Below are 20559 nucleotides of genomic sequence, written 5' to 3' on the forward strand. Positions count from 1 at the left end.
ACCTCTAAGCTTATAAGTGGAATTAGTTTAAAGGGCAACTTTCCTGCCCTCAAGATAAAAGAAATTTAGCATTGCCCCGGGGACTGAACCCAGGTTTATTTCTGCCGAAGGAAAATGCTTCTTGAAAAGAAAGTGCCGTCTTGCGCCTACCCCAACCCAGCTTCTTTGCCTAGCACCACCAGATCGGCTACGTTGGAGGTGCCCAGGCTGGCCTGGATGTTACGGCGGTGGGTATTGACGGTATGCACGCTTAAAAAAAGCTGATCGGCGATGGCCTGGGAGCTTAGTCCTTTACAAACCAGGTTCAGGATCTCTTTCTCCCGCTTGCTCAGACGGTTGATCAGGAGTTGGTTTTTCTGCGCTAGATTTTCCCTAAGGGCCTCAATCAGTTGCTTCTCCGTGTTCATGCGGGGGCTCATGTCTACGTCTACGCAGATAATGGACTTTACCTGTCCGTCCTGCTCATGGCAAAAGGCCTTGGCCCAGCCCATAAACCATTTGTAGGTATCCTGTTCTTTGTGTTTGGCCCTGAACATGCCGCCGTATTCGGCTCCGGTGTATTCCTGGTAGTGGGTAACGCTGTCCTTGGGAATGTTCAGATCTTCTAGGTGCACAATCTGGCGCATGTACTCCATGGTGCCCATGGCTTTTATTTCCTCCAGGGTGTAGCCCAGAGATTGCTCGTTGGTTTTGTTGCACCAGATCACCCCTTCTTTAAAATCAGAAAGGTAAATATTAGCAGGCACCTCCTGGACCACCCTTTCCAGGAAATCACATTTTTCCTGAAGTGCCTCTAACTTCCTCAATAGCTCATCTTTACCCAAGTCCTTATTCGTCATTCCCTACAAAAAATAAAAGATAGGCAGATTAAAGGAGACAATGATATTTATCACTTAAAGATAAAGAAGCCTTTTTTTATTTTCTACTACGGGTAGGGCAAATTCCTGCACTTCTTTTACTTCGCCAGAGGCTAAAGGTTGTAAGCGCATGTCTCCAATTCGTACCCGTATGAGCCTGAGGGTAGGAAACCCCACGGCCGCGGTCATTTTCCTTACCTGCCGGTTCTTGCCTTCGGTGAGGGTGATAGATACCCAACTGGTGGGCCCATGCCGATCATCGCGCACCCGCCTGGATCGCTCGGGGAAACCGGGAGCCGGGTCTAAACGGAAGGCTTTACAGGGAAGCGTCTGGTAAGGCTGTTTTTCATGTGATATCTCAATGCCGCCCGCCTGCAACTGGGCTATAGCCTCTGGGGTAATGATACCGTCTACCTGGGCGTAGTATTCTTTCTCTACCTTTCGGCCGCGCACGTACTCGCTCATTTTTCCGTCTGTGGTGAGCAGCAGCAAGCCCTCGCTGTCCTGGTCCAGGCGGCCAATGGCCATGGAACCTGCCGGAAAATCATACAACGTACCCAACAAGTGCTTGTTTTTAGGGTTGCCTATAAACTGACTGATGTAGCCGAAGGGTTTGTGCAGAAGAAAATGGCGGTGCTGAGGCTCAGACTCCATGAAGGGTATTTCTGTTTTGGCGCTAATTTCCGAAAAATGGCCTTAAAACGGAAATTGGGCTGCAGAAAGATGCAGGTTTTCTGGGCGAGATTCGCTTTTTTGAAAGGATTGATGGGTAAAAGGAAGGCTGGGCCTACCCTATTTCGGCACTTCCGTTCAGAGGCTGTTTTTCTTAAAACGTCCTTAAAACAGATGAGCGGAGGCTTGAAGAACTGTAAGGTGCTGGGTTCGCTTACCCTGGCAGAAGTGGCTGGTAAGAAGCACCCACCGGCACTTCATGGCCTTGCACCTGTATCTGGTGGCGTTCTATCTTGTCAATCTTGTCTTTGGCCACCAGGTAAGAACGGTGCACCCGGGTAAATTTTTCCGGCGGAAGCAGGTCCATTACTTCGCCCATGGTCATGCGTGACAGTAGTTTCTTCTCCTTTAACACAAAGGTCACGTAGTTGCCGGCGGCCTCCAGAAACAGGATTTCCTCAAAACAGACCTTTACCTGCTCATAGCCGGTTTTCAGGAAAATGAATTCTTTTGTCGGGGTGCGCTTTCCCCTTAGTTGTAGAAGTTCCTGCGCTTTGTTGCAGGCTTTCACAAACCTGGCCAGGGAGAAAGGCTTTAGCAGATAGTCTATGGCGTCTAACTCAAAACTGGTCACGGCGTGCTCAGAATACGCTGTGGTGAATATGACCATGGGTTTTTGCTGCAGGCTGGTGACAAACTCCAGGCCGGTGATATCGGGCATTTTAATATCCAGGAAAAGCAGGTCTACAGAGTTGGTTTGCAAATAGTCCAGGGCCTGAAAGGCGTCAGTGAAACAGGCCACCAATTCAAGGTATGGCACCTTGCCCGCCAGGGATTTGACAACTTCCAGCGCCATGGGTTCATCATCTATCGCAATTGCTCTCATGGATTTAAAGGGGCTCTCTTACAGGTGGCTTGATTACAGTTGAAGCGTGAGGTGGACAAAATACTCTTCGGGGGTGTTTCTGATGATCAATTCATGCTTGCCGGGGTACAACAGGGCCAGTCGCTGCTTTACGTTCACCAACCCAATGCCCGATTGGTTTTTCTCCGGGTCGTTATCGGTTTTGGCGTGGGCGCTGTTGTAGACATCAAAATACAACTTATTTTGGTCACAGTGCAGGGTTATTTTAATCCAGGATTGGTTTTTCAGGCTGATGCCGTGCTTAAAGGCATTCTCCACAAACGGGATCAACAACATAGGGGCAATGAACTTATCGTCTATCACGTCTTCTATTTTGGTCTGAATCTGGATGTTTGGCGAAGTAGAGATCCGGAGCATTTGCAGGTCTATGTAATTGCGCATGTACTCTACCTCCCGTGAAAGCAGAATCTTTTGCTGCAGGTTCTCATGCAGCATAAAGCGCATCATGTCACCCAGCATCTGAATGCCTTGCGCGGTGCGGTCGCTGTTTTCCTGCAGGGCGGTGCCGTACAGGGTGTTTAAAGCGTTGAACAGAAAATGCGGGTTGATCTGGGACCGCAGAAAATCAAGGTTGGCGTTGGAAGTACCTAATTCCTTCTGGAGCACGGCTACTTCTTCCTTGCCTTTCATTTGCCTCTTATACAGCATCCAGACAAGCGGTAGCGTGACAAACAGCTGGAAAATGCTGTTGACTAAGCTATAGGCAAAAGCTGTTTCCTCATCATGAATAAAGATTAAACTTACTAAGGCCACTGGCAGGTAAGCAAGGACCCAAACCAGCACGCTTTTGCTCATGTAGGACCGGAAAGGCTTTTTATTGGGTAAAGACTTAGGAATAAGGTAATAGAATGAGTAGCAGTAGTAAAGTATCCCCAAGGGGGCCGTAATTCCCCACGCTACAAGCACTTCTCCATCGGCATCGGCCAAAAACAACAGAAACATGCTCACCAGAAACACCACAAAAGCCGTCTGTACGTCACGGGTCAAAAACCTGAACCTGTTTTGAATTACCGCAGAGTTGGTAAGCAGGTACGTGCTCACATATTTGATAAAGGTATAAAAGGCAAACAGCGCAAAGAGGGTGAGAGTTGTATGGAAACTTTCTAAAAAAATGGACTCATACGTGTCTTCTTCGGTTCTGAACTGGCCAAAGCGGTACGCCTGCAGGTAGGTGTTGGTAATACTGAAAAGCAATCCTAAAAACAAAAACGCCAACAACACCCATAACACATTTTTCGCCACCTTCTCTTTGGCTAACAGTTTAGGGATTAGGATGAAGTTTAAAATCAACACCGTCAGGAAGGTTCCTATAAACTGGAGCAGCTGTGGCGTAAAAAAATTGCGGTAATAGTAAAAGCGAATGCCCTCGTCCTGGAATTTCTCTAAATACGGAACCTCTGGCCCTGTAACGAGAAAAAGCACTGCAAAGGCAAAGATGGTGATCGCCGCCCAGAATTCTATTTTACTTTGGAAGGTGGGTGTTGGAAGGATACTTTTCATCAGGCACGTTATTTATGGGGCAATGATACCGTAATGCCTTCGGGGGTTAAAATAAATGTGATGAAAGGGGGGTAAAAAGGGATGAATGGGTGTTTTTGCTTTCGCCCGGTTTGCCTTGATGGAGGGTTTTAGGATAAAGCATTTGCTTTCGCTGGGGTGCGCGCATTCCGCTTTCACCTTGGATTGGCCGCCTTTGCCTGAGTCCTTATGCTGTAATGTTTCATGGTTTCCCTCCGAGCGCTCACGGCCGCGGGGCCCCGTCTTTCCCCCTCGCACTGCCCTTGCGGCTTCTTTGCCTTCTGCCCTTAGTAAAGCCATTGCAGGGCCACAAGCGAGGCGCTCGGAGTAAAGACTGGAAACAGAATATGCGTGGAGGAATTTTTGTTTTAAGCACGTTTTCCGGAAAACAGGCCCAAAACGCTTTACCTCCTACTAAGCGCAGACTCTCCCCTTGAGGGGAGCGCAGAGGGGTGTTTACACAGGAGGGCACATTTGGACATCAACTCCGTTTCAAGCCCCTTTTTACCAAACCGCCCCCAAAAATGCTTTACAGACCAGAAACTTCATTTACTCCCCTCCCAACGGAAACTCTTCCAGCACGCTGTAGACCGGGTGCGGGGAGCCCAGGGTAGATTTCCAGAGGGCCAGGGTATTCACGGGGTACAAAACTTCGGTGACGGGGGCGACAATGGATAAATGGCGGGGCACGGTTCCCTCCTTCCTGAAGCGGCAGACAGTCACGTGCGGAATGAATTTCTCCTGCCTGGGTGGCGTGGGCGAAAGAACCTGGGTCAATTCCTGACTTAGGTGCGTGAATGCTGCGTTCGGCCGGAAGCGGGCCCAGACCAGCCGGGGCAACCGGGCTTTTGGACCGGGTTCCAGTTGCTCCAGTTCTAAGGTGAAGGGCTGATGCTTTTGGGCCACCTGACGCAAAGTCTCCCGTATGCTTCCCTGCTCTTGTACCGGTACATTCCCAATAAAATATAGGGTCAGGTGCAGGTTCTGTACCGGTATGTGCCTGACGGCGTCATCGGTATACTCCTGCCGGGCTTCGTCCAGGTAAACCTTCAGCGCTTCTGGTAACGGGGCAGCCACAAATAAACGGACAGTGTCTTGCATAGTGGTAAAGGCTTATTCTTCTTACGATGAATTCAAAAATGTGGGAATAGGGGAAGCTTAGGACAAGAAAAATGTTACCTGACACCCTTAAGGCAAGGTCTTCCCCTTTGGTTGTGGTCTTATCCTTCTCTTAGTATAGATCCTTTTTGTCTGTTCCCTTTGGTCTCCTTCCTCAGAATTTATGAACATGCTTGTTTTCTAAGCAAGAACTCTTTATTATTATAGGTCAAAAAACCTATAAATGATATTTATAAGCAAAACACCTTATAATTATTCTTTATAGATAATTCAACCTATGCAAGCAAATGCAACCCATGATAGCAGTTTTAACGGGTGATATTATAGATTCTACCTTGCTAAGCGACTCAGAGAGGGCTCGTTTAAACCAAGTCATGAACGAGGGCTTGACAACTTTGGTGGGCAAGGACCATTATGAGATCTTCAGGGGCGATAGTTTCCAAATTCTACTGGATACCCCTTCTCTGGCACTGAAAACCGCTATTCAAGTGCGGTGCCTGTTACGGAAAAGCCTGATCTCTGACCAATTGCACCAGAACCCCACCAGCAAGAAAGCCTCAAAGGCGAACCCTCTCCAGTATTCTTATAAAAGAGAGGTAGTGGACGCCCGTATTTCTATAGGCTTAGGGAAAACAGGCTATAAAGGACCCAACATCAAAACCTCAGACGGCGAGGCCTTCCAGCTGTCAGGGAGGGCGCTGGACAGCCTGAAAAGCAAAGGTCCCCGATTGGTGGTGGCAACGCCCCAGGAGGAGTTCAACGCGTACATGGAGGTCATTTGCTCGTTGCTGGATGTCTTTATTAATAATTGGTCGGTGCAGCAAGCCGAGGTAATCTATGAACTGCTGGAGGGCAAGAAGCAACAGGAAATAGCCGATATGCTTCATATCACCCAAGCCTCTGTGAGCCAACGCATCTCTTCGGCCCATTGGCAGGAAGTGGAGAAAGCAGTGGCCTTGTTTCAGCAAAAAACCAAAAACCTAGCGTAATGGCCGGCTTTACCCAACCAGAAATATTATTGCTGCTAAAGTTAGTGCTGGCGCACTGCCTGTCAGATTTCGCGCTGCAACCCACAGCCTGGGTAGAAAACCGGGCGCGCCGGAAGTTTAGATCCAGAAAACTGTACTACCACATTGGCATCACCGGGGTGGTCACGTTCTTGCTCTCGCAGAGTTGGCAGCTGGCGCTCTGGATTACCGTCACCCATCTGCTCATTGACCTCTGGAAAGCCTACCAGAAGTGCACCACCCTCTATTTTCTGATAGACCAATTGTTACACTTCCTGATGCTGGGGGTAGGCTGGCTCTACTATGTAAATGGCCACCTGGCCCCGGACGTTGTATTGAATAACTACCGCTTTATGGTGTACCTCACGGGGTTCTTTATCGCTACTTTCCCGTTGAGTATTGTCATAAAAGTGCTAACCGCCAAATGGGGAACTGGAAACAAACGGAGGCCTAAACCCATGAAGGATACGGCAGAAGATAATTCCCTAGAAGGGCCGAAAGTGCCTGCGGTACCAGAGGACAGCCGTTGGAATGAATTGAAAGAGGCCGGCCGCTGGATTGGCATTATTGAACGGGTGCTCATCATTTCGTTTGTGCTGCTGGACCAGTATGAGGCCATCGGGTTTCTGGTTGCCGCCAAAACCATTATCCGGTTCAAAGAGACAGACCAGCGCAAGTCAGAATACTTCCTGTTCGGTACCCTGCTGAGCATCAGCCTTTCCATTTTTCTGGCCCTGGTCATGAAGATGGCGTTGGGGCTGGAATAAGTAAGGCGAAAGAAAAGAACAAAGGCCCTGCCCTTTTTTAGGTTTAACCTTTAAGAGCAGGGCCTTTTAAATAGCCTTGTATAATACGCAGGGAAGAGCATTTTTGGAACAGGCCTTTAAGGCCCCATGCTCCAAAAATTAAAAGTCCTGACCCAGGGAGATTTCACTCACATTTTTGAGTTCGTTCAGGTCTTTGTACAGCTCCTTCACGCTCACGTTTTCCGGGAAATACACATACAGGAGAATCTTGGAATTTTGCTTGTTGGTAGACTGCACCACGTTAATGTTCTTGGTCACAATCTCATATTTCTCCAGAATAGAAAAGACCTTGCTGGTCTCCAGCTTGGCAGATTTGAAATTGATTTTCAGGGTTTTCAAGGCCCCTCCCCTAAAAATCCTTTTGCCAACTTTATCTAGGGTAGACAATACAAACAGCAACAGCAAGGTCACCAGAATGGCCGCCTCATACATACCTGTGCCAATGGCCAAACCCACGGCGGCCACGGCCCAGATGGTGGCGGCGGTGGTTAACCCGTGGGTGTTCACGCCCAACTTGTAGATAGCCCCGGCCCCCAGAAACCCTATCCCCGAGACAACCTGGGCAGCAATTCTACCCGGGTCTGCGTTCTTGTAATGAGAAAACGTCTGCGGAATATAAATGGAGATGAGCATAAGCAGGCAGGAACCCACGCAGATAATAATAAGCGTCCGCAGCCCTGCCGTATGCCGGTTACGCTCCCGCTCCCACCCCAAAAGCCCGCCCAACAAAATACTGAGCATAAGCCGGGCGGCAATAACGGGCATAGTGATTTCCGTAGAATCTAAAAAAGAGAAGTCCATACCATTTCTTAGGTTCAGCCCGGTGACAGGCGTTCCAACACTTAAACTTTAAAGATAGCCCTATTAACGCATCTGCCCAAAAAGGAGAGCTTCGGAGCGCCAGCGTCCGGATTAACTCCCATAAAAAGAAGAAATCATTCCTGAGCGAATTGTTTGACTAAACAAAAAGCCCTGTTCTAGGTAGTTCAGGGCTTTTTTCATGAAAGTGAGGCGAAGGAAACGCTAACCTTATATAAAGTAGAAGCGTCTGTTTTAGGCCTGTTTTCAGAAAAACAGGCCTAAAACAGACGCTTCCTTTTGTAATCCTAATCCGGGCTCCAGGACCTTATTTAATAGCCACCGGCACTTCCAGGTTCTCCCATTTCAAAAAAAGGCCTTTGGGTGTGATTTCATACACAAGGCTTTCATTCATCTTGGCAGATTTACGAGGCTTTACCAAAACGGTGAGCACATTGTTAGCGGGATCAAAGTTGGCGCCCTGGCGGGTTACGCCCCATTGGCCGGTCTGGGAGTTGAAGATGATCTGCCACTCTTTCTGGCCAGGCACCGCAAATAAGCTGTACTTACCGGCTTTAAGGGTTTTCCCTTGTACTTTAATGTCTTTGTCGGTGGTAAAGGTGGTGGCTTCATTGGCGCCCATGCGCCAGGCTTTTCCGTAAGGCACCAATTCGCCCCAAATGGTTCTGCCTTTCACAGATGGGCTGCTATAGGCCACGGTGATGGTGGCGGCCCCTACTTTACCGGTAGCCGTAGCGGCCGGACTTGCTTTGGGCTTGGCATCCTGGGCAAAGGCAGTGAAGCCCATGGCAAACAGGAAAAGGAAGGTGAAGAGAAGATTTTTCTTTGGCATGTTCATAGTAATTCATTTTTTGGTGATACTTCTAAAGTAAAGGTTTTTATAATTTAAAGAAAATTTAGGAGAAGAAAGGTTCCGGAATCCATTAGTCGCGGTTATACAACCAGGTCCACTCCCTTAACTGCTCTTCTGTCTTTTTGTTTATCTGGCCGGGCAATAAACGCCAGCCCCAGTTTCCCTCGCCTTTGCCCGGGGTGTTCATGCGGCCTTTCTCATCAATGCCCAGCACATCTTGCAGAGGCAGAATAGCGGTCTTCGCCACTGAGGCGTAGGCCAGCCGGGCCATGACCCAATAAATATCAGACTCGCTCAGGCCGCGGCCCACGTAGTGCTCAATCTGTTTATGGTGCGCCTTGCCTTCCTGGCGGTACCACCCCAAAGTGGTGTTATTGTCATGGGTGCCCGTATAGGCGATAAAGTTACGGCCGTAGTTATGCGGCATATAGGCATTCTGTGGCATTTCATCGCCCCAAGCAAACTGCAGAATCTTCATGCCGGGCAGGTTGAAATCATCACGCAGTTTCAGGACCAGGTCATTGATCTCGCCCAGGTCCTCGGCTATAAACGGCAGACTCCCCAGTTCTTTTTCTACAAAGGTGAAAAACTCGGCCCCTGGCCCTAATTTCCATTCGCCTTGCTTGGCGGTGGATTCGCCGGCGGGCACTTCCCAGTAATCGGCGAAGGCCCTGAAGTGGTCCAGGCGCACCAGGTCATACAGTTCCATATTCTTGCGCAGCCGGCCTATCCACCAGCTGTAGTCCTGTTCTTTGAGCACGTCCCACTTAAAGACGGGCATACCCCATAGCTGACCGTCTTCTGAGAAATCATCGGGCGGCACGCCGGCCACGCCGGTCATGTTCCCTTCGTCATCCACCGCAAAAATGTCCCGGTTGCCCCATACATCCACGCTGTCATAGCTAATGTAAAAGGGCATGTCTCCGAACATTTGGATGCCGCGGTTGTTGCAGTAAGTGCGCAGGTTTTTCCATTGCCTGGCGAAGATAAACTGCACCCATTTGATCTTTTCTATGTCTAGAGCATGCTCCTGGGCCAGTTGCTCCAGCGCCTCCGGGTCACGTTGTCGGTAAGGTTCCTCCCACTGGAACCAAGCGCTGCCGCCATTCTGCTCCTTCAACAGCACATACAGCCCGAAGTCATGTAGCCAACCGGCCTCTGAACCGGCGTAGTCAACAAACTGCTGCTGCAAGGTGGGGAAGTCGCCGGCTTTAAAGGTTTGCCAGGCGCGTTCCAGCAGCTCGTCTTTCACGCGTTTGGCTTGCTCATAGTCCACGCTGCCTGTTTGCGGCAGGTAATACGCCGGCAGTTCGTCATGGGTTAGCAACCCATCTTTCACCAACTGCTCCGGACTGATAAGCAAGGGATTGCCGGCCCGGCTGGAGATGGAACTGTAGGGCGAATACCCCTGGCCCGCCTCTATGGGGTTAAGGGGCAGCAACTGCCAGTACTTTTGGTGGCTGGCGTGCAGGAAGTGGGCGAAATTACGGGCCTCTGGGCCCAGGTCTCCAATACCGAAGGGCGAAGGCAAAGAGGTAAGGTGCAGCAGGATACCCGCCCCACGCTCACTCTGGGCTTTCAGTTTCAGCAGCGCCAACGGGAAAATCCCGAACAGGTCCCCCACCATAAGTTCATGCGCATACTTGCCCGTGGTCCGGACCAACAGTTCCTGCCAGTCTTTGGGGGCTTTCTCGGGCAAGATGATCTTGGTGTCTTTCCAGTCAATCTCATGCAAGGATTTCACGCCCTGCTTTTTGGCCAGAGCCGCCAGATGCAGCGGCACGGCTACCACCAGCCAGGTATCGAGGTGCTTGCGCACGAAGGCCAAGACGTGGTCTTTGTGTTCGCCTTCCACCTCCAGGGGCAGATAGGCTCCCTTAGAGAAAAGGTTGGCGTTGTTCTTCCGCTCAGTGAACAGCGTGCGGGTGAGCCAGAGTTTGATGCGGGCATCGGTGCGGCTCTGCCAGAGATCTTCCCATAGCGCTTCCTGCTTGTTCAGGTCCACCTCATTGAGTTCCTCCAGCCAAACCTGGCGCTGCTCATAGTCCACAGGGCGGCGGTTATCGGGGTCCACCAAACTGAAGTCCCAGAGTTCGGTGCCCTGGTACACATCGGGCACGCCCGGCGCAGTGAATTTCAAGAGTACCTGGCTAAGCGAGTTAGCGATGCCAAAGTTTATCGTTTTTGCCCTGAATTTCTCAAAACTGCCCCAAAACGGCCGGCTCTTATCCAGGAGCTTGACGGCAAAGGCCTTGGTAGCCGCTTCATAATCCTCATTGGGTGTGGTCCAGTTAGAATGTACTTTGGCCTCGCGCAGGGCTTTCTGCAAATACTCCTGCACCCGGTTCTCAAAATCATCCTCGTCCTGACCTGGCATAGGGAACGCGCCCAGCAGAGTCTGGTAAATGAGGTATTCGTCGTTGGCGTCTGGGGCGTTCTGCTGCTTAAGGTCTTGGTTGAGTTGGCGCCATTCCTGCACGGCCGCGGCCCATTCCTCGGGCATCTCGGTGAGCACGTTAAGGCGCGCGCGCACGTCCTCGCCGCGTTTGGTGTCATGGGTGGAGGTACCGTTCATGGCCAGGGGCCACTTTTTCTGCCGGTCCTGCATGGCGGCATGGAACTCCCCAGCGCTCATCCCGAAGGCTTCTGGCGCATCTCCTACCTCATTGTGCCCAATAAAGCGGTTATAGGTGTACATGAGCGTGTCTTCCACCCCCTTGGCCATGAGCGGACCGGTAAACTGCATGAGGCGCTGGTAGAATTTCAGGGCGCGGTCCTGGTAGGAATCATCTTCGCCTTCAGGCGCCGTACCTAAAATAGCCCCCTCCAGCAACTCCACCGCCCCTTCCATTTCGGGCCTGTTTTCCCGAATCTGGTTGAAAACCAGCTGCACAGCCTCTGCCTCGGCGCCGTCTATGGGCATTTGGTTACCATAGTAGCGATACACGGGGCACTGTATCAGAAACTCCCCAATGGCCGCTTTCAACGTTTCCGCGGGTACGGCCCCCAAGACGTCTTCGTGCACCAGGCGCTGCTGCAAAAACAGTTGGTACAGGTTTTCCAACTCGCCGCCCATGTGCTCGGTCAGGATGTGGGCCTTTTTTTCATGGATCTGCTGGTGCACCTCGGCGCCCTCTCCCACCAGTTGGTGGTAAAGTTTATCAAAGCCTTCTTTACCAGGCTGGAAGGTAAACAGGTTGTTGACCAGTGAAAGAAAATCATAACCGCTGCTGCCTTGGATGGGCCAATGTTCTGGCAACTGCTCGCCGGGCTCCAGGATCTTCTCCACCACTAGATACGTCTCGTCGCCTGTGAAGTCGCGGAGCTGCTGCAGGTAACCGGTGGGGTCATAGAGGCCGTCAACGTGGTCAATGCGCAGGCCCTGGAACACACCTTCGTCCTGCAATTGCTTGATGTACTGGTGGTAGGTGGCGAAGACCTCGGGATCCTGGATGTTGAGGCAGATCAAGCCGTTCACGGTAAAGAACCGCCGGAAGTTGATCTGCGCATCGGTTTCCTGCCAGTGGCACAGTTGGTACACCTGTTCTTGGGCGATTTGCAGGATTTGTTCTTTATCTGAATTGATTTCCTGTAAGCTGGTTTCTATTGCCGCCCGCACGGTGTTATCCTGCATCAAGGAAGCCAGCTGCTGCCGGAATTCATCCCATTGGAGGGCATATGCTTTGGGGTCTTCTTCTCTATGGATCAGGTCCAGTTCTTTCAGCAACCCCGCCAAGGCTTGGTTGGATTGCCCCACACTTTGCAGGATCGTTTCATACACCCGCGGATTCAAAGGATAGGCGCTGTCATAATAGTTAAGCACCAGGCGCTGCTGCGCCGCATCAAAGGCTACCTGCAGTTCACCGTTCTGCACCACCTCTTCCAGCTTCGCTCCTAGGAACGGGACCATCACTCGGCCGTTATAAAGAGGGCTGGTCCAGTTAATATCAAAGAATTTCTGGTACTGGCTCATGGCGCCCTTCTCAAGCACATCCATCATCCAGGGGTTATTGACGTGAAAGGCCATGTGGTTGGGCACAATGTCCTGCAGCCAGCCAATGCCGTTTTCCTTCAGGTTACCGCTCAGGGTTTTTAATTCTTCCTCGGTACCAATTTCCGGGTTAACCCTATGCGGGTTCACCCCATCATAGCCGTGCGTACTGCCGGGGGTGGCCTCAAAAATGGGCGAGGCGTAAATGGTGCTCACGCCCAATTTCTGCAGATAAATGATGATGCGCTCAAAGTCCTGGAAGGTAAATTTTTGGTGGAACTGCAAGCGGTAAGTGGCGACAGGGTTATACATGGGTGGTTGATTAGAAAATTGGGCGCTGAAGAGATTTGGTTGGACTTCTCACCCGCGGTCAACGATTTTGAAATGGGTGGATTTATTCTGCGTTTTAAGCCCGTTTTACGGAAAACAAGGCAAAAGCAGTTATATAGATTTGTAAATATTTAAAGGGTATTTCAGGAAGTTTATTCTACATCTTCTAATAGGAGAAACTTTTAATCTCTGACGCTACAGGCAGCTAACGCAAAAATATTTGGCTGGATGTTTTGGGCCTGTTTTCTCAAAAACAGGCCCAAAACATCCAGCCAAAAAAATGACTTTGGTCCTAGGGAAATTATTTGAAGGCTACCTGGTAAACCAGCGCACTTTCCGGCTGCAGGGTGACTTTGGAGCCACCGGCCGCCTTAAGCTCAGTCGCCTGCGGTCCATTCCAGTCAGGGGAAGCGGAGTCCAGCACCAGGTTCCATTCTTTGGCCCCAATGGGAAGTAGCAGCGTCTGTGGCTCAGCCGAGAAATTCATCAGGCACACTACCTGTTCATTTTGGTGCCCGCGCCGCAGAATCAGGGTTTGGTGGGCCTCGTTCTCCTCTACAGCCACATGCTCCCGGTTTAACTTCTTGAGGGCAGGAAGCTCTTGGCGCAGGCGCAGAAGCGTTTGGTAATACCGGAACATGGTTTGGTGCAGCTCTTCTTCCAGTAACTCCCATTGCAGCTTAGATTGCAAGAACGTCTTTTCAGCCATGGGGTCCGGGGCCTCGCCCTGGGCATGGAAAGCCGCAAATTCCGCTTTCCGGCCTTCGCGCACGGCTTGCGCCAGCTGAGGGTCTGTGTGGCTCACGAAGTACTGAAATGGGTTGGGCTCACTGTATTCCTCCCCCATCCAGAGCATAGGTAGAAACGGACTGAAAATAACGGCGGCGGCAGCCAGCTTTTGCATCTCAAAACTCACCAGTTGGCCCAGGCGCTCACCCAGCATGCGGTTGCCCACCTGGTCATGGTTTTGGCTGAACACGATAAACTGGTGGCCTGGGTTATGCTCTGCTTTAACACCGAAGCTCTTGAACCTGTGCGGCGAGTATTGCCCGTCATAAACGTAAGCATCGCGGTAAGCTTTGGCTAGGTCACAGATTCCGGTAAAGTCTGCATAATACCCCGTGTTCTCGCCAGTCATGGTCACCCTGAGCGCGTGGTGAAACTCATCTACCCATTGGGCGTCCATGCCGTAGCCTTGTTCCTCTAGCGGGTTAATGAAGCGGGTGTCGTTCAGGTCCAGTTCCACTATCATGTGGTGGGTCCGTCCGGTCTTTTCCATCAGGTAATTTACATGCTGCTTCATTTCCCTGAGGATATGCACCGGGCTGAAGTCTTTGATGGCGTGCACAGCGTCTAACCGGACGGCATCTATATGATAATCCCGGAACCACATGAGCAGGTTCTCAATAAAGTAGCGCCGCACGTCATCGCTCCAGGCATCATCAAAATTAATGGCCGGTCCCCAGGGAGTGTTGTATTTGTCTGTGAAATAATGGCCGTAGACTCCCAGGTAATTCCCTTCGGGGCCCAGGTGGTTGTACACCACATCCAGCACCACGGCAAGTCCTTTCTGATGACATACATTCACCAGGCGTTGCAGGCCTTTGGGGCCGCCGTAGGAATCTTGCACGGCAAACGGGAATACGCCGTCATAGCCCCAGTTTCGCTTTCCCGGGAACTGCGCCACCGGCATGATCTCAATCGCGGTCACGCCCAGTTCTATCAGGTAATCCAGCTTTTGCTCCAGACCTGCAAAGGTGCCCTGCGGGGTAAACGTGCCCACATGCAGTTCATACAACACATAGTCTTGGAGAGGAAGGTTTTGCCAGGACTCATCGTCCCACTGGAATTGCTCCAGGTCTGTGGCCTGTGAGGGACCGTGCACTCCCAGGGGCTGTGATTTAGAGGCAGGATCTGGGTATTCCTGTTCTTCGTCTATTCTATAAGTATACGTGTCATAGGCTTTCACCTGGTCGGTTACTTCATGCCAATAGCCGTGCTCGCCTTTGCGCAACGGAATGCTGGTATTGCCGTCATTGAGCATGAGTTCCACCTGGCTGGCCTTGGGCGCCCACACCAGAACTTCGGCCTGACCGGTAGAGGTAAAGCAAATCCCTAAAGGGCGTTTTGAAAAGTCGGCGTTACTCATCGTTATCCATTTGGGTTCCGTGCACATGATTTTTAAGGACCAGCACCGATCTTCCTTCCACATGGAATGAGTCTCCTGCGTTATACAGGGTACCCTGATCGTCTGCCAGGTTACGGAAGGTATCAATCACCACTATCCATTGGGCGCCATATTTCTCTGGGGGAAGCTGGAAAATAAGGGAGTCATGGTAGGCATTGAAAATCACGTAAAAAGAGTCATCAATGATTACCTCCCCTTTGGGACCCAGTGTGTGCACGCCACGCCCGTTCAGGTAAATGCCCAGGGACTTGGAATGGTCCTCGTCCCAATTCTCACCAGACATTTCCTGGCCGTTGGGTGTAAACCAGGCAATGTCTTCCAGGCCCAGGCCTTTAATAGGTTGGCCCTGGAACCAGCGGCGGCGCCGAAATACCGGATGATTCTTGCGCAAATGGATCAGTTTCCGGCTGAACTCCATTAACTCTTTGTCTGCCCCGGCCCAGTCTACCCAGGAAATCTCATTATCCTGGCAATAGGCATTGTTATTGCCTTGCTGGGTACGGCTCATCTCATCACCTGCCACCAACATGGGCACGCCCTGTGAGAGAAAGAGCGTTACCAGGAAATTTCGTTTCTGGCGGTTGCGCAGGTCTATGATCCACTGGTCTTCGGTGGGGCCTTCTACCCCACAGTTCCAGGAACGGTTATGGTCATCACCGTCATTGTTGTCCTCGCCGTTGGCCAGGTTGTGCTTCTCGTTATACGACACCAGGTCATGCAGGGTGAAGCCGTCATGGGCGGTAATAAAGTTAATACTGGCCGTAGGCCTACGGTAATCATCCATGTACAGGTCTGAGGAACCGGTGAACCGGTTGGCAAACTCGGCCAGCATGCTTTCCTCACCGCGCCAGAAATCACGCATGCAGTCGCGGTACTTCCCGTTCCATTCGCTCCAGCCGGGCGGAAAATTACCAACTTGGTAGCCACCATCACCCACATCCCAAGGCTCCGCAATGAGTTTCACTTGGGAGATCACGGGGTCTTGGTAAATGATGTCAAAGAAGGCGCTCAGGCGGTCAACGTCATGCAGTTCGCGCGCCAACGCCGAGGCAAGGTCAAACCGGAAGCCGTCTATGTGCATTTCCAGGATCCAGTACCGGAGGCTATCCATGATCAGGCGCAGCACGCTGGGCATGTTGGCGTTTAAGGTGTTGCCGGTGCCGGTGTAGTCCATGTAGTAGCGCTTGTCTTCCTCCATGAGCCTGTAATATGAGGCATTGTCAATTCCCTTGAACGAAAGCGTGGGGCCTTTTTCGTTGCCTTCTCCGGTATGATTGTACACCACGTCCAGGATCACCTCTATGCCGGCTTTGTGCAGCTCCTTGACCATGGCCTTGAACTCATTCACCTGTTGGCCTAACGTGCCGGAACTGGAATACCGCACATCTGGCGCGAAGAAACCAATGGTGTTATACCCCCAGTAATTGGTGAGGCCTTTATCCTGCAGGGTCCAGTCATTGATGAAGTGGTGCACCGGCAACAACTCAATAGCCGTAATGCCCATCTCCTGTAGATACTTTATAGTCACCGGGTGCCCGATGGCCGCATATTTGCCTCTAATCTCTTCGGGAATCTCTGGGTGCAGCTGCGTGAAGCCCTTCACATGGGCCTCATAGATGATGGACTTGTAGTAGGGTATTTTAGGCGCCTTATCCCCTTCCCAGTCAAAGTGCGGGTCTACCACCACCGATTTGGGAATGTAAGGGGCACTGTCTTTTTCATTAAAGCTCAGGTCCTCGTCTTTGTGCCCGAAGTTATAGCCATATAATGAGTCGTGCCAGTTGATGGTGCCCGAAATGGCTTTGGCATAGGGGTCAATCAATAACTTGTTGCGGTTAAACCGATGCCCCTCCAGAGGTTCAAAAGGCCCATTTACCCTATAGCCATATAATTGCCCCGGTTTTAATTCGGGAATGTAGGCATGCCAGACCTCATAGGACCGCTCCCGCATTTTAATGATAGCTGATTCTTGCTGGGCCTCCATCGAATCAAAAAGGCAGAGTTCTACGCCAGTAGCGTTGTGGGCGTAAAGGGCGAAATTCACGCCATTGCCGTCCCAGGTGGCCCCCAAGGGAAAAGGACTTCCCGGATACGAAATAATGCTCATAGTTTAGTTTTGTGGGTATGGAAGGAGGCCTGAGAAATTAATCTTTCTTTTTCCTCGCGTACCGTGTACGCAATTTTGGCTGTGTGGTCTATGGAAGGAGGAAGAGATTAAGCAAAAACTAAAGAAAGGTGGAGGGAATAGGAAGGTCAATCGCTCTTAAGGACAGTTTGGGTTTGCCATTAGTGAATGCTATAGGCCATTGCTGGCGTTGTGGCCGCCTATGCCTGAGTCCTTATGCTTTGGTTGTTTCATTTGTTCCCTCCGAGCGCTCACGGCCGCGGGGCCCCGTCTTTCCCACTCGCACTGCCCTTGCGGCCACTTTGCCTTCTGCTCTTAGCTAAACCTATTGCAGGACCACAAGCGAGGCGCTCAAGGTAAAGACTGGAATTGAGGAACGCGTGGGAAATGATTTTTTTACGATTTGCGTTTTGAGAATGCTTTAAGAAAAACGGGCTCTAAACGAAGTAGCGCCTACTACACCGCAGACTCCCCCCTTGAGGGGGGCGAAGGGGGGTGTTTACACAGGAGAGTAATAATGGCTGTCAGACTTGCCATCTTCCGACGATATCCTCAAGAGGCGCTGCCGCAGGGGATTGCAAATCCCCCTTTCGGTGGTTCCGGATTGCAAATCCGGAAGAGTGCTTTGGTACTTCCTACCACCAAGCTCAATACCCCCGCCGTTGTTGGTGTTCCCAGGGGCCAACAACCAGAGCTGCCACCAATCTCCATTTCAGTCCACGCATTTCCTCCCCTTTAAAAGGGACGACGAACTCCTGCAAACACTTCCATTTCCAGCCCGTTTTCCCCAAAACTGGCCTAAAACAGCCTTCAACAAATAAGCCGCCACAACTAATGCTGCGGCGGCTTTCCTAATCTATTTCCTTCTATCCTAGAAAATGAACTTGGTACTTAGGAAATTGGAGTTTCCGTCACTCACAATCTGATTGAAGAGTTGCTTGTTGTTCTCATTGAATTTGCTGGCGACCAATGACCGGATAGAGAAGGAACGAAGGGCGTCTACCACTGACAAGGTACCTTCGGCGCTGTCTTTGCGGCCGGTGAAGGGGAACACATCTGGCCCGCGCTGGCACTGGCAATTTATGTTCACGCGGCTTACCTGATTTACCAAGGGGTCAATGAGGAGGGAAATCTCTTCATGGTCCTGGCTGAAGATGCTTACCTGTTGCCCGTGGGTTGACTCAATGAGGTACTGAATGGGTTCTTCCAGATCATCAAATGGCACTACGGGTATCACCGGCCCGAACTGCTCCTCGCGGTAGAGTTTCATTTCTGCCTTTACCGGGTACACAATGGCGGGATATACAAAAGACTCAAAAGAGGTTCCGCCGCCTTCGTTGATCACACTGGCCCCGTGGCGGATGGCATCATCAATACATTCTTTTAAATAAGCCGGCTTGTGCGGCTCTGGCAACGGGGTAAGCGCTACGCCTTTCTCCCAGGGCATACCATATTTTAATTTACTTACGGCCGCCGACAGTTCTTCTAAGAAAGCATCTACCTTGCTGCGGTGAACAAAGATCACCTTAAGGGCTGTGCAGCGTTGGCCGTTGAAGGACAGCGCGCCCAGTACCGTTTCTTCCACGGATAGTTTAAGGTCGGCGTTTTGGGTAATGATGGCGGCGTTCTTGGCGTCAAGGCCAAGGATGGCGCGCAGACGGTTTACTTTGGGGTGCAGCTTTTTCAATTCGTCTGCTACCTTGCTGGAGCCAATGAGGGTGAGTACGTTGATCTTGCCAGACTGCATAAGGGCCGGCACAATGGCGTGGCCACGTCCGTAAATGGTGTTCACCACGCCTTCCGGGAAACTGTCTCTAAAGGCATCCAGCAAGGGGTAAAACAAAAGCGTGCCGTGCTTGGGGGGCTTGAAAAGAATAGTGTTGCCCATGATGAGGGCGGGAATCAACGTAGTGAAGGTCTCATTTAGCGGATAGTTGAACGGCCCCATGCAAAGCACCACGCCCAGCGGCGAGCGGCGTACCTGCGCGATGATGCCTTGCTCAATCTCAAATTTGGAGGACTGCCTGTCCAGGTTCTTGAGCGCGTCTATGGTGGCGTAAATGTATTCCACGGTGCGGTCAAACTCCTTCACAGAGTCGGCAAACGATTTGCCTATCTCCCACATGATCAGTTTCACCACCGTGTCTTTCTGGGCGATCATCTTGCGGGTAAAGTTCTCCACGCATTTGATGCGGTCATCTACGCCCATGGTAGGCCAGGCGCCGCGGCCGTTATTGTAGGCCTCCGTGGCGGCATCCAGGGCTTCCAATGCCTCTTTCTCAGTACAGACCGGGTAAGAACCAATAAGCTTACGCTGGTAAGAACCGTCTGCCTGGGCCAGCGCTACCGGCGAATACACCGCGTGGCTGGCACCTTCCCAAGCCTTCATAAAACCGTTGGAAAGGTATTCCTTCTGGTGGAGTTCGTGCGGCAAAGCATATTCCGCCGGAACTTGGTCTTCTGCTACAAAGATTGCCTTAAGGGCTTCTTGCGTGACCGGGGTAACTTCTTTTACTTCCATATTTAACATCTACTGGTTGATTCTATCTACAAGGCGCCAAAGATAAAATTGCTCTGTCACAACGTTTTCAATGTGCTTTTTAAAAACTTAATACTCTAAAGCTTAGCATATTTTGCAGCGGTAATTTAGACCATAATATTTAATATTTGCCAACATTATTAAATAAAAATCAACGCAATAGAAGTATTTGATTCATTTTAACAACATAAACTAATAATTGTTAGCAATTTTTGAATTATACTGTTTAAGCAATTATTAATCGGTTTTATTTGAAATGATGACAATTCAAACTGACTCTTAAGACTTGCTGGCATCAGGTAGGATGCTGTATATAGATTAATAAAGGATACATGGAATCTTGAGTAAAAAAGATAGGGAATGTTGAGATGTGTCAAAAAATCAGGCAGGTACCATAGTTTAGAATAAATAGGCGTTGGCTTCTTGAATTGAAACAGGATTTCCTGAATGCCTAACTGTTCAATTCTAAGCATTGGAATAGGTGCTTAAAGGCGAAATATTCCATTTAAGACTAACCTTTAGGGCTATTTTCTTGAAAACAGGTAGGATTTATGTACGGGAATAGAAAATTCAGAGAAGGGCGTAAAAAAAACTTAATTGCCAACCTTTAACCATTTAACCAGTTTACTTATAGGTTTTACACTGTTTGAGCGTAGAAACTACAATTTTCTTTTCGCTATATCTTGTTTACACTACATAATGCTATTACCCGTATACTTTTGTAAACTTCAATTTATAGAGGGAAAGAGCTTGTGCTTTTCATTTTCATGCTCTTTTGGCTAACTTCGCCGCGAGGCGTCACAACCTAAC

13 protein-coding genes are annotated in these 20559 nt (G+C 50.5%); 2 read left to right on the plus strand and 11 right to left on the minus strand.

The features are described 5' to 3' along the window. Positions 1 to 146: 146 nt before the first annotated feature. From TH63_RS08220 to thpR, 5 genes are all read right to left on the minus strand, one after another. Positions 147 to 839, minus strand: a complete 693-nt coding sequence (locus tag TH63_RS08220; protein WP_048920530.1) for a LuxR C-terminal-related transcriptional regulator — start codon at positions 837 to 839, stop codon at positions 147 to 149. A gap of 54 nt (positions 840 to 893) precedes the next feature. Continuing rightward, positions 894 to 1511 carry a pseudouridine synthase gene (locus tag TH63_RS08225; RefSeq protein ID WP_048920531.1) on the minus strand — a complete coding sequence of 206 codons (618 nt, stop codon included), beginning with the start codon at positions 1509 to 1511 and terminating at the stop codon, positions 894 to 896. A gap of 232 nt (positions 1512 to 1743) precedes the next feature. Beyond that, positions 1744 to 2415, minus strand: coding sequence for a LytR/AlgR family response regulator transcription factor (locus tag TH63_RS08230; RefSeq protein WP_048920532.1), 672 nt, complete (start codon positions 2413 to 2415; stop codon positions 1744 to 1746). A gap of 33 nt (positions 2416 to 2448) precedes the next feature. Next, on the minus strand, positions 2449 to 3954 hold the full coding sequence (locus TH63_RS08235) for a sensor histidine kinase (RefSeq protein WP_048920533.1): 1506 nt from the start codon (positions 3952 to 3954) through the stop codon (positions 2449 to 2451). A gap of 567 nt (positions 3955 to 4521) precedes the next feature. Next, positions 4522 to 5073, minus strand: a complete 552-nt coding sequence (gene thpR, locus TH63_RS08245) for an RNA 2',3'-cyclic phosphodiesterase (RefSeq protein WP_048920535.1) — start codon at positions 5071 to 5073, stop codon at positions 4522 to 4524. A gap of 314 nt (positions 5074 to 5387) precedes the next feature. Here thpR and TH63_RS08250 point away from each other — a divergent pair, with 314 nt between their 5' ends. Together TH63_RS08250 and TH63_RS08255 are read left to right on the plus strand one after the other, a co-directional pair. Next, entirely contained in the window at positions 5388 to 6080 is a 693-nt protein-coding gene (locus TH63_RS08250; RefSeq protein ID WP_156180479.1) for a hypothetical protein, read from the plus strand. Beyond that, positions 6080 to 6865, plus strand: coding sequence for a DUF3307 domain-containing protein (locus TH63_RS08255; protein ID WP_048920537.1), 786 nt, complete (start codon positions 6080 to 6082; stop codon positions 6863 to 6865). The genes TH63_RS08250 and TH63_RS08255 overlap by 1 nt, the downstream gene beginning before the upstream one ends. Positions 6866 to 7003: 138 nt before the next feature. Here TH63_RS08255 and TH63_RS08260 read toward each other — a convergent pair whose 3' ends face one another. The 6 genes from TH63_RS08260 to TH63_RS08285 all read right to left on the minus strand — a co-directional run bounded on the left by TH63_RS08260 (position 7004) and on the right by TH63_RS08285 (position 19731). Next, complete coding sequence (locus TH63_RS08260) at positions 7004 to 7705, minus strand: MgtC/SapB family protein (protein ID WP_048920538.1); 702 nt, start codon at positions 7703 to 7705, stop codon at positions 7004 to 7006. A gap of 325 nt (positions 7706 to 8030) precedes the next feature. Then, complete coding sequence (locus TH63_RS08265) at positions 8031 to 8555, minus strand: DUF2911 domain-containing protein (RefSeq protein WP_156180481.1); 525 nt, start codon at positions 8553 to 8555, stop codon at positions 8031 to 8033. 91 nt (positions 8556 to 8646) lie between these two features. Further along, on the minus strand, positions 8647 to 12879 hold the full coding sequence (gene treY / locus TH63_RS08270; protein ID WP_048920539.1) for a malto-oligosyltrehalose synthase: 4233 nt from the start codon (positions 12877 to 12879) through the stop codon (positions 8647 to 8649). 319 nt (positions 12880 to 13198) lie between these two features. After that, positions 13199 to 15046: a malto-oligosyltrehalose trehalohydrolase gene (gene treZ, locus TH63_RS08275; RefSeq protein ID WP_048920540.1), complete on the minus strand. Its 1848-nt coding sequence runs from the start codon at positions 15044 to 15046 to the stop codon at positions 13199 to 13201. Continuing rightward, a complete protein-coding gene (gene glgX / locus TH63_RS08280; RefSeq protein WP_048920541.1) occupies positions 15039 to 17192 on the minus strand; it encodes a glycogen debranching protein GlgX in 2154 nt (717 codons plus the stop codon). The genes treZ and glgX overlap by 8 nt, the downstream gene beginning before the upstream one ends. An 889-nt stretch (positions 17193 to 18081) precedes the next feature. Then, on the minus strand, positions 18082 to 19731 hold the full coding sequence (locus TH63_RS08285) for an NADP-dependent glyceraldehyde-3-phosphate dehydrogenase (protein ID WP_048920542.1): 1650 nt from the start codon (positions 19729 to 19731) through the stop codon (positions 18082 to 18084). Positions 19732 to 20559: the final 828 nt, after the last annotated feature.

The sequence above is a fragment of the Rufibacter radiotolerans genome (genome assembly GCF_001078055.1).
Lineage (GTDB): Bacteria > Bacteroidota > Bacteroidia > Cytophagales > Hymenobacteraceae > Nibribacter > Nibribacter radiotolerans.

Coding starts and splice junctions, on each gene's coding strand:
- TH63_RS08225 (WP_048920531.1), bottom strand. CDS start 1,511: ATGGAGTCTGAGCCTCAGCACCGCCATTTTCTTCTGCACAAACCCTTC.
- treZ (WP_048920540.1), bottom strand. CDS start 15,046: ATGAGTAACGCCGACTTTTCAAAACGCCCTTTAGGGATTTGCTTTACC.
- TH63_RS08255 (WP_048920537.1), top strand. CDS start 6,080: ATGGCCGGCTTTACCCAACCAGAAATATTATTGCTGCTAAAGTTAGTG.
- TH63_RS08250 (WP_156180479.1), top strand. CDS start 5,388: ATGATAGCAGTTTTAACGGGTGATATTATAGATTCTACCTTGCTAAGC.
- glgX (WP_048920541.1), bottom strand. CDS start 17,192: ATGAGCATTATTTCGTATCCGGGAAGTCCTTTTCCCTTGGGGGCCACC.
- TH63_RS08220 (WP_048920530.1), bottom strand. CDS start 839: ATGACGAATAAGGACTTGGGTAAAGATGAGCTATTGAGGAAGTTAGAG.
- TH63_RS08260 (WP_048920538.1), bottom strand. CDS start 7,705: ATGGACTTCTCTTTTTTAGATTCTACGGAAATCACTATGCCCGTTATT.
- thpR (WP_048920535.1), bottom strand. CDS start 5,073: ATGCAAGACACTGTCCGTTTATTTGTGGCTGCCCCGTTACCAGAAGCG.
- TH63_RS08265 (WP_156180481.1), bottom strand. CDS start 8,555: ATGCCAAAGAAAAATCTTCTCTTCACCTTCCTTTTCCTGTTTGCCATG.
- treY (WP_048920539.1), bottom strand. CDS start 12,879: ATGTATAACCCTGTCGCCACTTACCGCTTGCAGTTCCACCAAAAATTT.
- TH63_RS08235 (WP_048920533.1), bottom strand. CDS start 3,954: ATGAAAAGTATCCTTCCAACACCCACCTTCCAAAGTAAAATAGAATTC.
- TH63_RS08230 (WP_048920532.1), bottom strand. CDS start 2,415: ATGAGAGCAATTGCGATAGATGATGAACCCATGGCGCTGGAAGTTGTC.
- TH63_RS08285 (WP_048920542.1), bottom strand. CDS start 19,731: ATGGAAGTAAAAGAAGTTACCCCGGTCACGCAAGAAGCCCTTAAGGCA.